The organism is Sphingomonas sp. P3_C5, assembly GCF_056402635.1.
The window spans coordinates 1,075,531-1,091,040 of sequence record NZ_JBFUHA010000001.1 but is presented as its reverse complement, the minus strand read 5'-3'; the positions used below and the strand labels follow the sequence as shown (position 1 = coordinate 1,091,040).

General features: G+C 64.4%; 15 protein-coding genes. 4 read left to right on the top strand and 11 right to left on the bottom strand.

Features of this window, described 5'->3' with window-relative positions; genetic code table 11:
• The first annotated feature begins 84 nt into the window (after window positions 1-84).
• Window positions 85-723, top strand: a complete 639-nt coding sequence (locus AC1DVS_RS05230) for a glutathione S-transferase family protein (protein ID WP_478020847.1) — start codon at window positions 85-87, stop codon at window positions 721-723.
• Window positions 724-730: 7 nt separating this feature from the next.
• Here the strand turns inward: AC1DVS_RS05230 and AC1DVS_RS05225 are convergent, their stop codons facing one another.
• The 11 genes from AC1DVS_RS05225 to AC1DVS_RS05175 form a co-directional block, all read right to left on the bottom strand.
• Complete coding sequence (locus tag AC1DVS_RS05225; protein ID WP_478020846.1) at window positions 731-1,708, bottom strand: phosphoribosylaminoimidazolesuccinocarboxamide synthase; 978 nt, start codon at window positions 1,706-1,708, stop codon at window positions 731-733.
• Between the two features lie 200 nt (window positions 1,709-1,908).
• Window positions 1,909-2,142: a DUF6894 family protein gene (locus AC1DVS_RS05220; RefSeq protein ID WP_478020844.1), complete on the bottom strand. Its 234-nt coding sequence runs from the start codon at window positions 2,140-2,142 to the stop codon at window positions 1,909-1,911.
• A gap of 222 nt (window positions 2,143-2,364) precedes the next feature.
• Entirely contained in the window at window positions 2,365-3,213 is an 849-nt protein-coding gene (locus AC1DVS_RS05215) for an aldose 1-epimerase (protein ID WP_478020842.1), read from the bottom strand.
• Complete coding sequence (locus AC1DVS_RS05210) at window positions 3,213-4,619, bottom strand: sugar porter family MFS transporter (protein WP_478020840.1); 1,407 nt, start codon at window positions 4,617-4,619, stop codon at window positions 3,213-3,215. Before AC1DVS_RS05210 ends, AC1DVS_RS05215 begins: the two co-directional genes overlap by 1 nt.
• Window positions 4,620-4,658: 39 nt before the next feature.
• A complete protein-coding gene (locus tag AC1DVS_RS05205) occupies window positions 4,659-5,543 on the bottom strand; it encodes an SMP-30/gluconolactonase/LRE family protein (RefSeq protein ID WP_478020838.1) in 885 nt (294 codons plus the stop codon).
• Window positions 5,544-5,545: 2 nt separating this feature from the next.
• Window positions 5,546-6,307 carry a D-xylose 1-dehydrogenase gene (gene xylB, locus AC1DVS_RS05200; RefSeq protein ID WP_478021271.1) on the bottom strand — a complete coding sequence of 254 codons (762 nt, stop codon included), beginning with the start codon at window positions 6,305-6,307 and terminating at the stop codon, window positions 5,546-5,548.
• A 53-nt stretch (window positions 6,308-6,360) separates the two neighbouring features.
• A complete protein-coding gene (locus tag AC1DVS_RS05195; RefSeq protein ID WP_478020836.1) occupies window positions 6,361-7,518 on the bottom strand; it encodes a fumarylacetoacetate hydrolase family protein in 1,158 nt (385 codons plus the stop codon).
• 115 nt (window positions 7,519-7,633) lie between these two features.
• Window positions 7,634-8,548, bottom strand: a complete 915-nt coding sequence (locus tag AC1DVS_RS05190; protein ID WP_478020834.1) for an enoyl-CoA hydratase-related protein — start codon at window positions 8,546-8,548, stop codon at window positions 7,634-7,636.
• Window positions 8,545-9,159 carry an Isoquinoline 1-oxidoreductase subunit gene (locus AC1DVS_RS05185; RefSeq protein ID WP_478020832.1) on the bottom strand — a complete coding sequence of 205 codons (615 nt, stop codon included), beginning with the start codon at window positions 9,157-9,159 and terminating at the stop codon, window positions 8,545-8,547. The genes AC1DVS_RS05190 and AC1DVS_RS05185 overlap by 4 nt, the downstream gene beginning before the upstream one ends.
• Window positions 9,156-11,297, bottom strand: coding sequence for a xanthine dehydrogenase family protein molybdopterin-binding subunit (locus tag AC1DVS_RS05180; protein WP_478020831.1), 2,142 nt, complete (start codon window positions 11,295-11,297; stop codon window positions 9,156-9,158). The genes AC1DVS_RS05185 and AC1DVS_RS05180 overlap by 4 nt, the downstream gene beginning before the upstream one ends.
• Window positions 11,294-11,761, bottom strand: coding sequence for a (2Fe-2S)-binding protein (locus AC1DVS_RS05175; RefSeq protein WP_478020829.1), 468 nt, complete (start codon window positions 11,759-11,761; stop codon window positions 11,294-11,296). The genes AC1DVS_RS05180 and AC1DVS_RS05175 overlap by 4 nt, the downstream gene beginning before the upstream one ends.
• Window positions 11,762-11,908: 147 nt before the next feature.
• Between AC1DVS_RS05175 and AC1DVS_RS05170 the strand changes: the two genes are divergently transcribed.
• The 3 genes from AC1DVS_RS05170 to AC1DVS_RS05160 all read left to right on the top strand — a co-directional run bounded on the left by AC1DVS_RS05170 (window position 11,909) and on the right by AC1DVS_RS05160 (window position 15,507).
• Window positions 11,909-12,976 carry a glycosyltransferase family 2 protein gene (locus AC1DVS_RS05170; RefSeq protein ID WP_478020828.1) on the top strand — a complete coding sequence of 356 codons (1,068 nt, stop codon included), beginning with the start codon at window positions 11,909-11,911 and terminating at the stop codon, window positions 12,974-12,976.
• A gap of 139 nt (window positions 12,977-13,115) precedes the next feature.
• Complete coding sequence (gene dxs, locus AC1DVS_RS05165) at window positions 13,116-15,050, top strand: 1-deoxy-D-xylulose-5-phosphate synthase (RefSeq protein ID WP_478020826.1); 1,935 nt, start codon at window positions 13,116-13,118, stop codon at window positions 15,048-15,050.
• Window positions 15,040-15,507 carry a DUF2141 domain-containing protein gene (locus tag AC1DVS_RS05160; protein WP_478020825.1) on the top strand — a complete coding sequence of 156 codons (468 nt, stop codon included), beginning with the start codon at window positions 15,040-15,042 and terminating at the stop codon, window positions 15,505-15,507. The genes dxs and AC1DVS_RS05160 overlap by 11 nt, the downstream gene beginning before the upstream one ends.
• The last annotated feature ends 3 nt before the right edge of the window (window positions 15,508-15,510 follow it).

The window sequence follows — 15,510 nt, the reverse complement described above, 5'->3', positions numbered from 1 at the left end:
GTTTCGTTGCAATTGCGGATCATACAGGCTTCACGGCAATGAGGTTTTACCGGGAGGCGATCGATGGACTCAGGATCAAGCAGAATGAAGCTGTACTTCAGCCGGAACCCCAATCCTCGCCTTGCGGTCGCGGTTGCGCAGTATCTGAATGCCGACGTCGAGTATGAATACGCCTCGCCTTTCGCGCCCGGCGAATCCGAGAAGTTTCGGCCGCTCAATCCCAATCTCTCGATACCGATCCTTATGGATGCAGGGAAAAGCCTGTGGGAGGCGGATGCGATAGCCTGCCGGCTTTCGCGTGCCACCGGTTCCGAATTCTGGCGCAGGGGCGACGATGAGCCGGAAATGATCCGCTGGATCAGCTGGGGCAAAGATAACTTCATGCGCGCGTGCGACGTGGTGCATTTCGAGCTCGGGACCAAAAGGCGGTACGCGCTCGGGCCCATCGATCATGTGCAGCTCGAAGAGGGGATATCGCGATTCCATGCGGCCGGCCGCATTCTGGATGCGGAGTTGGCCGGCCGGGAGTGGCTGGCGGGCGACACGGTCTCCTACGCGGACTTTCGGATGGCGGCGTTCTTGCCGTTCAACGATGTGGCGAAGCTGCCGCTGGACGAATATCCTTCGATCCGCCGCTGGTATGACCGGCTTGAAGCTATCCATGCCTGGCGGGAGCCGTTCGACGGACTCGATGCACCGGATTTGCCGCCGATAAAGGGGTGAAGCCGGATTACCCTGCGAAAAACGGCGTCAAATTGGCGCGGACCCGATCCAGTACCGTGGCGCCGTTGAGATCGGGGATGAAGGGCCGGCCGACGATCTTCTCATAGGCTTCGACATAGACGGCGGCAGTGCCGAGGATGAGGTCCTGCGGGATTTCGGGGATTTCGTCCGCATAGGGATCACAGCGCGCTGCCACCCATGACCGCACGAAATCCTTATCGAAGCTGTCCGGGCGCTGGCCGGCCTCGAAGCGCGTCTGGTAGCTCGCCTGATGCCAATAGCGGCTGCTGTCGGGCGTGTGGATTTCATCGGCCAGCATGATCTTGCCCTCGGACGTGACGCCGAACTCATATTTGGTATCGGCCAGGATCAGCCCTCGTTCTTCCGCCAAGGCCTGACCGCGCGCGAACAGGGCGAGGGCGATCGCGCTGAGCTCGTCCCATTGTGCCGTGGTCAGCAATCCGCGCTTCAGAATGTCGGCCGGCGTGAGCGGTTCGTCGTGCCCGCCGTCAAACTCCTTGCTCGTCKGGGTGATGATGGGCTCGCGCAATTGGGCATTGTCACGCAGGCCCTCCGGCAGAGTCATGCCATACATCGAACGCTGGCCCTGCTTGTATAGGGTGAGGATCGAGGTTCCGGTCGTGCCCGCAAGATAGCCGCGCACCACGATTTCAACCGGGAGGATATCGAGCCGGCGGCAGAGCAGGACGTTCGGGTCGGGATAGTCGAGGACATGATTTGCGCAGATGTCAGCTGTCCGTTCGAACCAGAAGCGGGCGATTTGCGTCAGCACTTCACCCTTGAAGGGGATTGTGCAGAGGATACGATCAAAGGCGCTCAGCCGATCACTGGCGATGATGATGCGGCGACCGTCCGGCAAATCATAATTGTCGCGGACCTTGCCCCGATAATGGTTCGGGAGTTCGGGGATCGTGCCATCGTCCAGGGTGCGCGACGCGAACGCGGCAAAATCAATATTCGACATAAGCTGACCCTCCGGGCGACAGGACTGGCCCCTAGCCCGGCCCGCGACGATTGTCAGGGGCGCGTTATGGTATGTATGGCCGCCTGAGGAGTCAGGATGCTCGCCATTTCGTCGCTGTTAGCAGTAACGGACACATCAACCTGAGCTGACGTAGAGCGCGCGCAAACCATTTTATTGCGCCAATTGACCCAGGTTCGGGCTTAAGCCGGAACAGGCTTTGCGATAAACTGGAGAGTGAACAGAGGCGTCCTTTCCGCATCCGAGACGGTCATCGTCCACTGCTCGGCATTCCAGAAACGCTCGGGCATCTCCCGGAGAACCTCGCCTGAGTATCGAATCGCTTCAAGGCGGGCGGCGGCTAGATCCGCATGCTCTGATCCATGGTGATCGCGATGGTCTTCGCCGTCGACAATATCAAATAAATACAGTGGCATAGTTGCTCCCAGCTCAAGGCGAGAACATTGGCCTCCCTCAATCGCAAGTGCGTCAAAAGTTAGCCAACACTATGACAACATAGGTTAATGTTGCTGATCTGTAAAATGTCGTGCCATGAATAGCTCACCGCGCAGCCTTCGAAAGAAATTCGATGGCCGTTGATGGATGATCCCATCACGCGAATGGCCGGAGATAGACTTTCGTCCCTCGGGCGCTCACGTCTACCGCTCCACTCCAACCCGCATCACCAGTATGCGAGCTTCGCCCGGGGCCAGAATGTCGAACACGCCGTCGGGCTGGTTGAAGGCATCGGGCAGGTGGCTCACCGGCTCGAGGCAGCAGAAGCTTTCGCCCTCTGGGTGGTAGAGGTGCAGGTCGCGCGCACCCTCTGCGGTGACGCGGACGATCTGGTCGCCTTTGTCCAGCGTGGCGACACCGTCCCAGCCTTCATAACTGTGATCGATGAAGCCGGCCTCGGCGATCGAGGCGCCTGATGCCCAGTCGCCGAAATGGTTGGCCGGGGCAGGCTCGCTCGGGATCTGGAGATCGTCGGTGAGCCAGACCCGCTCGGTGTTCAGCCGCAGCGTCGTGCCGGGCTGAATCGCGAAATAGGGATGGAGGCCGATCCCGGCCGGCATCCGCTCGCGCGACTTGTTCGTGAGAGTCAGGGTGACGCTGAGCCCAGCCTCGTCGAGCGCAAAAATCTGTTCGGCGTGCCAGGCCCAGGGCCAGCCATCGCCGCCGTCATGGGTGAGTGCCAGCACCGCCTTCATCGTGCCAGCCTCGGTTGCTGTCCAGCCGCGCTGCCAGCCGGTGCCGTGCAGGCTGTTGGGATGATCGCCGAAATTGAGCGGAAGCTGGAGATCGCGTCCGGCAAAGCTGAACCGGCCGCCGGCGATGCGGTTGGCATAGGGGGCGAGCGGGAAGCAGGCGCTTTGCAACGGATCCGTCGCGCCATCGGGGGTGGGGCGGAGGATGTCGGCGCCCTGATACCGGAGCGCGCCGATCGCGCCCCCGAGGGCGGGGAGGAGATCAAGCTCCCACCCCGCCCCCGCGAGTGCGACGGTCATCAGCCGACCATGTCTTCGAGCTCGCGGCCCTTGGTTTCGTTCACCAGCGCCTTCACGAAGAAGTAGGAGACGAAGGCGCTCGCGGCATAGAAGCCATAGGTGATCGGCAGGCCAGCGTTGGCCGCCATCCACGGGAAGCTGACGCTGATCAGGAAGTTCGCGCCCCATTGCGCGAGACCCGAGACGGCCAGACCGGAACCGCGGATCTGGTTCGGGAACATCTCGCCGAGCATGACCCACATGATCGGGCCCCAGCTGAGGTTGAACAGGGCCGAGTAAGCGAGCGCGCTGATAAAGGCGAGCTTGCCGATCATGGGATCCATGTGCAGGCCGGCAGCGCCGGTGGTTGCGGTCGAGAAGCAATAGGCCATCGTCGCGAGCGTGATCGCCATGCCGACTGAACCGAACAGCAGCAGCGGCTTGCGGCCGATTTTGTCGACGGTGAAGATCGTGAACACGCAGGCGGCAATCGAGACCAGGCCCGAGATGATGTTGGTGATCAGCGCGTCGTCTTCGCTGAAGCCGACCGACTGCCACAGCACCGAACCGTAATAGAACACGATATTGATGCCGACGAACTGCTGGAACACGGCGAGGCCGATACCGGCCCAGACGATCGGACGAACCTTGCCGCCCGCATCGAGCAGATCGGAGAATTTCGGACGGTGATGATCGGCGGCGAGGCTGTCGCGGATCTCGGCGACCTTCTCCCGGGCGTGATCGGCGCCGAACAGCTTGGTCAGCACCACCTCGGCCTCGGCATCGCGGCCCTTCATCGCCAGATAGCGCGGGCTTTCCGGGATGAGCAGCAGCGTGAAGAAATAGAAGACGGCGGGGATGACCTGGAGCCAGAACATCCAGCGCCATGCCGGATAATCGAACCAGAGATTTTGGGTCGAGCCGCCGGCGCTGTGCGCGAGGGCGTAGTTGGCGAAGAAGGCACCGGTCAGGCCGGTGATGATCATCACCTGCTGGATGCTCGACAGCCGGCCGCGGATGTTCGCTGGCACGACCTCGCTGATATAGACCGGCGCGAGCACGCTGGCCGCGCCGACGCCGAGGCCGCCGACGATGCGGGCGAGGATGAACATGATCGAGGAGGTCGCGGCGCCGGCGCCGAGGGCACTGAACACGAACAGAACGGCGGCGATCATCATCACCGAACGGCGACCGATGACGTCTGCGAGACGGCCGGCAATGAAGGCGCCGGCAGCGCAACCCAGGAGGATGGCGCCGACATTGAGGCCGGTGCCGAGCTTCGACAGGTCGAAGGCCTTGTTCAGCCCCTCCTGCGTGCCGTTGATCACGCCGCTGTCATAGCCGAACATGAAGCCGCCGATCGTCGCCACCGCGACGATCAGCCCGATAAAGGCGATATTGACCCGCCCCGCGCCTGGTGTTGCCATTCTTGTTCCCCTCTCCATTATCCGGCCTTTATTAGCCGCTTAGCTTCCCAAATTCCCGACCTCCGTCACCGGCAAGCCGGGCACGTCGACCTCGAATGCGAACAGATTTCCGGCCTCAGGCTGGGCCAGGAGCGCGGCCTCGTCCAGCCCCTTTCGGGCGCTGGTGACATAGGCCGTCTTCAGATCGGGACCGCCAAAGGCGAGCTTGGTGATGTTCGCGGCCGGCAGCTTGACGACTTCGAGCAAGCCACCGTCCGGCGAGTAGCGACGCACGCCCCAGCCGCCATACAGGCCAGTCCAGACACAGCCCTCGACATCGACGACCGAGCCGTCGGGCCAGCCGGCGCCTTCCTCGATGGTGACGAAGGGCCGCGCAGCGCCGAGCGTGCCGTCATCATTGACGGTGACGGCGTGGATCACCTTGCCGAGCGTATCGGTGTGATAGAGCGTGCGGCCGTCGGGCGAGAAGCTTGGGCCGTTGGTGATCGATACCGGATCGAGCCCGGCATGGCGCACACCGGCGGCATCGAGCGCGTAGAGATGGCCGGTCACGCCAGATTCGCCGTCATCCATCGAGCCGAACCAGATGCAGCCCCGCGAATCGGTGGTGGCGTCGTTCAGGCGGTTGCCGGGCAGATGCGGCTCAGGCTGGACGACCGAGGTGAACACCCCGGTCTCGGCATCGAAGCGCTCAATGCCGCGCTGCATGCCAACGACGAAGCCGCCGCCTGACGCCGGGAGGACCCAGCCGATCTGCGACGGCGCATCCCAGCTGGTCAGCGCGCTGGTCGCCGGATCGAAGCGGTGGAGGCGCTTCTGCTTGATGTCGACGAACCAGAGTGCCTGCTCGCGTCCGACCCAGACGGGACCCTCGCCGAGCGTCGCGCCAACGTTGCACACGCGGCGCACTGAGGTCGCCGCCATGGTCAGCGCCAGCCGGCGTCGATGAAATAATCATGGCCGGTGCACATCTTCGCATCGTCGGATGCGAGGAAGAGCACCAGGGCCGCGACGTCGACGGGCTGGATGCGGCCCGAAAGGCACTGCGCGTCGACGATCTCGGCCTCGCCCTCGGGCGTGTACCATTTCATCTGGCGCGGCGTCTGGACATTGCCCGGCACCACGGTGTTCACGCGGATGTTCGCGCGGCCGAGATCGCGCGCCATGCTGCGCGTCATGCCCTCGATCGCTGCCTTCGCCGTCTGGTACAGGATGAGATCGGGAAGCGCGAGATGCCAGCTGATCGAGCCAAAATTGAGGATCACGCCCTGGCCCGCGCGCTTCATCGCCGGCACCACGGCCTGGGCCGCGAAGAACTGGTGGCGCAGATTGACCGCCATCCGCTCGTCCCAATATTCGGGCGTGACTTCCTCGATCGTGTGGCGATCGTCATTGGCGGCATTGTTGATCAGGATATCGACGCCGCCGAGAATGTCCTCGAGCTCAGCCATGGTCCGCTTGACCGAAGCCATATCGGTCAGGTCGCAGCGCTGATAGACCGGCACATGCACCGCATTCGGGGCGAGCCGGGCGACCACGTCACGGCTCTCTTCGTCCATGACGTCGACGAACGCGACCTGCGACCCTTGACCGACAAAGGCCTCGACCAGACCGGCGCCGATCCCGCTGCCACCACCCGTAATGATGACGCGCTTGTTCATCAGGCTGGGGTAGATTGCCCGCCCCACGCCAGCGACTTTTGCCTGCAACACCGGTTCTCTCTCCAAATAAATATCTTCGATCATGACGGACGGCCCAACAACCCTCGGCCAGCGAGATTACGCATCAGATCGCCGATCCCGAACTGCCAGGGCGGCGCTGCCTTCGATGTGGTGACACGGTTGACCAGCCGGCCGATTCGCGGTGCCGCGATCGTGACCACGTCCCCAACCTTGTGGGTGAAGCCGTGCCCGGGAACATCACGGTCCTGGGTCGGCGCGAACAGGGTGCCGAGGAACAGCACGAACCCGTCGGGATATTGATGCTCGCTTATCGTGTGGCGGAGCAGATCCTCCGGGTCGCGGCTGATCTGGTTCATCGAGCTGGCACCGGTCAGGCGGTAGCCGTCAGCGCCTTCGATCAGCAGCTCGACTTCGGCGTTGCGGACATCGTCCATGCTGAAGCTGTCGTCGAACAGGCGGATGAACGGCCCGATCGCGCAGGAGGCGTTATTGTCCTTCGCCTTGCCGAGCAGCAGCGCCGAGCGCCCTTCGAAATCGCGCAGATTGACGTCGTTGCCGAGCGTCGCGCCGACGGATTTGCCGGCCGAATCGGCGAGGATGACGACTTCGGGCTCAGGATTGTTCCAGGTCGAATCGGAGCGGACGCCGATGTCGCCGCCCCAGCCGATCGTGGAAAGCACCGGCGATTTGGTGAAGACCTCGGCATCGGGGCCGATCGCCACTTCGAGATATTGCGACCACATGCCGTCTTCGATCAGAGTCGCCTTGAGCGCCGCCGCCTCGTCCGAACCCGGCACGACTGCGCGCAGACTGCCGCCGATAATGCCTTCGAGGCGGCCGCGCACTTCGGCTGCGGCCCCTGCATCGCCGCGTGCCTTTTCCTCGATCACGCGCTCAAGCGCCGAGACCGCGAAGGTGACGCCGGCCGCCTTGACGCATTGCAGATCGATCGGGCTCAGCAGCTGGAACTGCGAATCGCCTCCGACGCTGATGTCGAGTTCGTCGAGCGCGCCAAGCGCTTGGCCTGCGTTGTCATCGAGCGCGCGAGCCTCGACAAGCGCTGAGACTGTAGGGGCCACTTTCGCCATGTCGTAAACCACGCCACCGGCGATCAGCACGGGCGTCGGGCCCTCGCTGCCGGCGATTCTGCCAACGAATCGTCCCTCACGCCAATCCGCCGGCAAAGCGTCCGCCGCCCTGAAGCTCCCTTCCTTCATCCCACTCCGCTCAATTTCGCTATTGATAGCGCTACCATTGAGCGCCAGCGGCCTTGTGTCAAGGTCTCGAATTCGCCGGAAAGTGTGAGTCGGGCGCTAATATTAATGACAGGGCTCAGCGATAATCGGGCTCTTCGAACCAGTTAGCGAAGGCGGGCCAGCCTTGCGAGACGCTATCCGGGAAGTGCGCGGGGCGCTTTTCGAGGAACGATGCAACACCCTCGCGCGCATCGTCGCTTGCACCGCGCGACCAGATGGCGCGGCTCTCGATTCGGTGGGCCTCCATTGGATGGGTGGCGCCGAGGCCAGTCCAGAGCATCTTGCGCATCAGCGAAACCGAGACCGGCGCGCTCTCCGCCGTCAGCTCCAGCGCGAGGGCACGCGCTGCGGGGAGGAGATCGTCGGCCGCGTGCAGGCTACGGACGAGGCGGCCCTTCAGCGCCTCTTCTGCCTCGAAGATACGGCCCGAATAGCACCAGAGCAGCGCCTGCTCGATGCCGACAAGCCGGGGCAGGAACCAGCTCGAGGCGGCCTCGGGCACGATCCCGCGCCGAGCGAAGACGAATCCGAATCGCGCTGAGTCGCTCGCCAGCCGAAAATCCATCGGCAGGGTCATGGTCGCGCCGACGCCGACCGCAGCGCCGTTGATGGCGCCGATCACCGGCTTCTTCGAGGCGAAGATGCGCAATGAGAGGATGCCGCCGCCATCGCGCACCGCCGGGTTCGCATAGTCGACGCTGCCGTCAGCGCGGATCGGCGACTCGGCGCCATCCCATTTCTTGCTCTTCGCGTAATCGAAGGTGGCTCCGCCGGCGCCCGCGAGATCGGCGCCGGCGCAAAAGGCGCGGCCATTCCCGGTGACGATGACGGCGCGCACCGAATCATCGGCGTCCGTCGCATCGAAGGCAGCGACCATGTCAGCAAGCATCGCCTTGTTGAAGGCGTTGAGCTTGTCCGGCCGGTCGAGCGTGAGGGTGGCGATCCCGTCCGCGTCAGTCTCGAGCCGGATCGTCTCGAAGTCCCGACTCATGCCGGGCACTTCGCCCCGCTATCCACCCATGCCCTGGTCAGCGCGCCGAACTGCGCCTGGGTGCCTGGCGCGGGTGTGCGGCCCTTGCCCGGATGCCAGCCCCAGCCGACGAGCACGTCGCTCGTGTTGTGCTCGACCAGCTGATCGAGCGTCTTGTGGCCGTTGCGCGCCGGATCCTTGATCTGGGTACAGATCTCGCCGAGCGTCTTGCCCTCCCATGCCATTGCCGCCGGTGCGAGGCTCCATTTGCGGTTGCCGGGAATGCTGCGCTCGCCATTGGCGAAGGCCACATTCTCGCGGCCGTGGCAGGTGGTGCACTCCATTCCGGTCGCACCGAAATTATACGGCCCGCGCTCGACCGGCGGGCTGTGCACGTGCATGTCGTCACCCTGGAGCGGATGATCGCCGCGCGGGTGACAGTTGATGCAGCGCGGGCTCTGGATGACCTTGCCCATCTCGTTGAACAAGGCGACCGAGCGCGCATCCTTGTCGGCGATCGAGGCGAAAGCGGCCGGCGATTTGAGCGGGGCCGGATCGGTATTCGCCGCGAGCACGGCGATCGGCAAGGCGAGCGCGGCGACCGCGAGCGCAATTGTGCGGGGCGCGATCATGCGTTCTCTCCATGCGCGAAGGGCAATCGGCGGACCGCCTTGCCGGTGAGGGCGCGCCAGGCATTGGCGACAGCGGGGGCGAGCGGCGGCAGGCCGGGCTCGCCGACGCCGGTTGGGTTCGCGCTCGATTTGATGATCGCGACCTCGACCTCCGGCATCTCGCCGATCCGCAGGCTGCGATAGGTGTCGAAATTGCCCTGCGCGATGCGGCCGCCCTCGCCCAGCACCAGCTCGGCATAAAGGGCGTGGCCGAGGCCATAGCCGATCCCGCCTTCCATCTGGGCGCGGATGACATTGGGATTGACCGCGATGCCGCAATCGACCGCGACCCAGACCTTATGGACCTTCGGCAAGCCGTCAGCGCCCTTCGATACTTCGGCAACCTGGGCGACATAGCTGCCGAAACTCTTGTGCATCGCCACGCCGAAGGCGCGGCCCTCGGCGGGCTTCCTGCCCCAATCGGCCAGTTCGGCGACGCGGGTCAGCACGCCCTTGGCGCGATCCTCCTTCATCAGCGCGAGCCTGCCCTTGACCGCATCCTTGCCGCCAAGCGCGAGCAATTCGTCCATGAAGGTCTCGACCGCATAGGCCGTATGGGTGTTGCCGACCGAACGCCACCAGAGCGTCGGCACGCCATTTTCCATGACATGGCAGCCGATCCGGCAATTGGGCCAGGCATAGCTGCTGCCGGCGGCGCCTTCGACGATCGAATCGTCGATGCCGTCCTTGATCCCCATCGCAGCCATCGGCGTGTTGGCGAAGAAGGATTGTGCCGCGACCACCTGGTCCCAGCCGATAATGTCGCCCTTCGCGTCGATTCCGCCCTTGAGCTGATGCACCACCAGCGGGCGATAGCGGCCGCCCCTGATGTCATTCTCGCGGGTCCAGACGAACTTGACCGGTGCCTGGGGGTGGGCCTTTGCGGCAAACCCCGCCTCGGTCGCGAAATCCTGATCGGGCGTGGCGCGCCTGCCAAACGAGCCGCCAGCATATTGTTCGTGGAGCGTCATGCTCTCGAAGGGGATGCCGAGCGCCTTGGCTATGGCGCGCGTATCGCCGACCTGGAACTGGCTGCCCATCCAGACATCGGCCTTCCCGCCACTCAGCTCGATCACCGCATCCATCGGCTCCATCGGCGCATGGGCGAGGAAGGGGAAGACATAGGTCGCCTCGATCGTCTTAGCCGCGCCGGCCAGCGCGCCGGCCGCATCGCCCTTGGCCTCGGCCTGCTTGCCGGGGGTGGCGGCGGCGGCCTTGTAGGCCTTGATCAGATCGTCGCTCGAGCGCGTCTCGGCCTTGGCGAGATCCCATTCTACCTTCAGCGCCGCCCGGCCGCGCATCGCCGCGAATGTATCCTTGGCATAGACCACGACGCCTGACGGAATCGCCTCGACAGCAACGACGCCGGGCACCGCCAGCGCCGCCTGCTTGTCCACTGACTTGACCGTGCCGCCGAACGCCGGCGGGTGGAGGATCGCCGCATTGACCATGTTCGGCCGCGAGACATCCATGGTGAAGACAGCGGTGCCGTTCGATTTCGCGACGCTGTCGATCTTGGGCACGTCTGTGCCGATCAGCGTGAACTGGTCGGGCGTCTTGAGCACCGGCTTTTCCGGCACCGGAAGCAGGGCCGCATCGGCTGCGAGCTCGCCGAAGCTGGCCTTGTTGCGGCCATGGCTGACCACGCCTTTCGACACCTTCACCTCGGCGGCGGGCACCTTCCAGCGCTTCGCGGCTGCCTCGACCAGCATTGCGCGTGCCGCCGCGCCGGCGTTGCGCATCTGCATCCAGCTGTTGGCGATCGCCGTCGAGCCGCCAGTGCCCATCGTGCCGAACATCAGGTTCTTGTAGAGCGGATCGTTGGCGGGGGCGAAGGCGATCCGCATCTGCGCCCAGTCAGCATCGAGCTCATCGGCGACGATCGTGCTGAGACCAGTCGCCGGGCCCTGGCCGAATTCGACATGCTTGATGACCACAGTGACTGTGTTGTCGGCGGCGATCCGGACAAAGGCGTTGGGGGCGAAGGGCGCGCCCTCGGCCGGCGCGGCGGCGGCTACGGCGCGGCCCATCGGTAGCGCGAGGCCGATGACGAGCCCGGAGGATGCGAGGAATTCGCGGCGGCTGGCGATCGCGGTCATGCCGTTTTCTCCAGCGTCTTGGCGGCATCGTGAATTGCCTGGCGGATGCGGACATAGGTCGCGCAGCGGCAGAGATTGCCGGCCATGCCGTGATCGATATCGTCGTCGCTCGGCTTCGGCTTTGCGGAAAGCAGGCTGATCGCCGACATCACCTGCCCGGACTGGCAGAAACCGCATTGCGGCACGTCGATCGCGACCCAGGCGGTTTTCACGGCTTCCGCGGTCTTGCCGGCGACGCCTTCGATCGTGGTGACTTTCCTGCCCGCGATCGTGCCGACGGGCGTCACGCAGGAGCGGCGGTTCTTGCCGTCGAGATGGACGGTGCAGGCGCCGCACTGAGCGATGCCGCAGCCATATTTGGTGCCGGTCAGTTTCAGATGATCGCGCAGCACCCAGAGCAAGGGCGTGTCGGGATCGCCATCGAACGACGTGGTCGTTCCGTTCAGGAGGAACTCAATCGCCACGCCGCGTCTCCCTGTTGTCCGCAATCGATTAATAGGTACGGGAGGCGACAATCGGAAGGGCTGCGTAACGGCTTTTTAGGCAGGGGGTCGCAATAAAGGTGCGATGATCCCGGGCCAGACCTTCGACAGCGCCAGGCGGGCCGCGGCATGAGCGCGCCCGCGATCAGTGTGATCATGGCGGTGTATAATGGCGCCGACCTGATCGGCGAGACGCTGCGCAGCCTGCAGGCGCAGCGTTTCGGCGATTTCGAGGTGATCATCGTCGATGATTGTTCGACTGACGATACGCGCGCCGTCGTACGCGGCTTTGGCGATGCGCGGATCAAGCTCGTCTCGCTGCCCACAAACCAGGGCGTTGTCGCCGCCCGCAACCGCGCCGTCGCCGAGGCGCGCGGGCGCTATATCGCCGCGCTCGACCATGACGATCTTTGCCACCCCGATCGCTTCGCGCGCCAGGTCGCCTGGCTCGACGGAGATCCGGGGACCGTGCTGGTCGGCACGGCCGCCTCGATCCTCGAGGATGGCGTTGTGCGGCCGGGATCGCTGGCGCCGGTCTCGACGCCGATGCTGATCGAATGGCTGCTGCGGATCGAGAACCCACTGGTCTGGTCGTCGGTGATGATACGGGGCGATGTCGCGCGGCAGCTCGATCCGTTCCAGCGGCCCGAGATGGTCTATGCCGAGGATTTCGACCTTTATCACCGCATCGCCCGGTTCGGCGCCATTGCGCGGATCGACGATGAGCTGATGACCTATCGCCGCCGAAGTGGTGGCATTTCGCAGCGCCATGTCGATGCGATGACGGCGCGCGGAATCGATGTGCTGGCGGCCTGCTATGCCGATGCGCTCGGCGACGAGGCGCGCGCTATCGCAGAGTTGGTCGTGCGCTATGTGATGGGGCAGAAGCAGGTGCCGAATCGCGCGACTTTCCAGCAGCTTGGCGAAGCGCTGATCACGCTGCAGGAGGATTTCATCGCGACGCACGCGCCAGATCCGGACAGCCTCAACCTGATCCGTTGGGAAACGGCGCGGCGCTGGGCGCGAATCGGGCGGATCGGCCTGCGTACCGGCCAGCTCGACCTGGGCGATGCGATTGCGGTGCGGCCCGACCATCTTGGGCTCGGCTATGCGGGCATCGACGATCTCATCATGTCCCGCCTCGTCGGCGGAGCCCGGGCGGTGCAGCGCCGCCTGGCGGAGCGCGCCGCCGGCTGAGCGCCGGATAGCTGACACCAAAAAGCCGAGATGTCCCGATATCGCCTGTCTTGAGCGCGGGTGAGGACGCGCCGGCGCATGCGTCGAGTTGCGTCTGAATCGGCATCGGCTAGAAGGCCGCGAGGAGATTTCAGTTTTTATGAACCTCGATTTGAAGACACCATTGCTCGACACAGTGCATGTGCCTGCGGATTTGCGCGCGCTTGCGGCGGGCGATTTGCGGCAGCTGGCAGACGAGTTGCGCGCCGAGACGATTGCGGCGGTCGGGGTGACGGGTGGTCATCTCGGGTCGGGTCTTGGCGTGGTCGAGCTGACGACGGCGATCCATTATGTGTTCGACACGCCGGCTGACCGGCTGGTGTGGGACGTCGGGCACCAATGCTATCCGCACAAGATATTGACCGGCCGGCGCGACCGGATCCGCACGCTTCGTACCGGCGGTGGGCTTTCGGGCTTCACCAAGCGGAGCGAGAGCGAATATGATCCCTTCGGGGCGGCGCACAGCTCGACCTCGATTTCGGCAGCCCTTGGCTTTGCGGTTGCCAACAAGATCGCAGGCAAGCCGGGCAAAGCGATCGCAGTGATCGGCGACGGGGCGATGTCGGCTGGCATGGCCTATGAGGCGATGAACAATGCGGAAGCCGCCGGCAATCGGCTGGTGGTGATCCTCAACGACAATGACATGTCGATCGCGCCGCCGGTCGGGAGTCTGTCGGCTTATCTGTCGCGGATCGTGTCGAGCCGTGAGTTTCTGGGTCTGCGCGATCTGGCGCGCCGGCTGGCGAAGAAGCTGCCGCGGCCGCTGCACTCCGCGGCGAGGAAGACCGACGAGTTCGCCCGCGGCATGGCAATGGGCGGCACCTTGTTCGAGGAGCTCGGCTTTTATTATGTGGGGCCGATCGACGGACATAATCTGGAGCAGCTGATCCCGGTGCTCGAGAATGTCCGCGATGCGGAGGAAGGCCCGATCCTCGTTCATGTCGTGACCAAGAAGGGCAAGGGCTATGCGCCTGCCGAGGCTGCGGCCGACAAATATCACGGCGTGCAGAAGTTCGATGTGATCACCGGCGTGCAGAGCAAGGCGCCGCCGGGCCCGCCGCAATATCAGAATGTGTTCGGCGCCCAGCTGGTGGCTGAAGCCGCAAACGACCCGACGATCTGCGCGATCACGGCGGCGATGCCGTCAGGCACTGGCCTCGACAAGTTCGCATCCGCCTACCCTGAGCGCTTCTTCGATGTCGGCATTGCCGAGCAGCATGCCGTCACCTTTGCGGCAGGCCTTGCCGCGCAGGGGATGCGGCCGTTCTGTGCGATCTATTCGACTTTCCTGCAGCGGGCCTATGACCAGGTCGTGCACGATGTCGCGATCCAGAACCTGCCGGTCAGGTTCGCGATCGACCGGGCCGGACTGGTGGGCGCTGACGGCGCGACCCATGCCGGCAGCTTCGACGTGACCTATCTCGCAACGCTCCCGAACTTCGTGGTGATGGCAGCGGCTGACGAGGCTGAGCTGGTCCATATGACCCACACAGCCGCGCTTCACGACACAGGGCCGATCGCGGTGCGCTATCCGCGTGGCAACGGCACCGGTGTCGCCCTCCCGACGACGCCTGAGCGGCTGGAGATCGGCAAGGGCCGGATCGTGAGAGAGGGCAAGAAGGTTGCGATCCTGTCGCTTGGCACCCGGCTTGGGGAAGCGCTGAAGGCAGCCGATGCGCTCGATGCACGCGGGCTATCGACCACGGTTGCCGATCTGAGGTTCGCAAAACCCTTGGACGAGGAGCTGATCCGCAAGCTGCTGACCACCCATGAGGTTGCGATCACGATCGAGGAAGGCTCGGTCGGCGGTCTTGGTGCGCATGTCCTGACGCTTGCGAGCGACACTGGCCTCATCGACGCAGGCCTCAAGCTCCGCACGATGCGCCTGCCCGACGCTTTCCAGGACCAGGACAAGCCCGAAACGCAATATGCCGAAGCGGGCCTCGATGCCGATGCCATCGTCGAAACCGTGCTCAAGGCTCTCCGCCACAACTCAAGCGGCGTCTTCGAGGAAGTGCAGCGCGATGCTGTTTAGGCCTGTACGTGCCTCGCTTGCCCTGTTGATCGGTTCCGTCGGCCTCACCGCCGCGGCGCCGGTGCCGACGGGCACGCTGACGGTCCAGATCAGCAATGTCCGCAATGCCAAGGGCGTGGTCCATGTCGATATCTGCCCGCAGAAGCAGTTTCTGGGCGACGACTGCAGCTATGTCGGCGACGCGCAGGCCCGCGCCGGCGTCGTGACCGTGACGGTCGCCAACCTGCCGCCCGGACAATATGCGGCTCAGGTCTTCCACGACGAGAACCACAACAAGAAGGTCGATCGCGCGCTGTTCGGCATTCCCAAGGAGGGCGTCGGCTTTTCCAACGATGCGCGGATCAGCCTCGGGCCGCCGAAATGGGCCGATGCGCGGTTCAATTTCAGCGGCCAGCCGCAGACGATCACGCTCAAGATGCGGTATTTTCTAGGTCCATCGGGTCCCGCCGCGCGTTGAGCC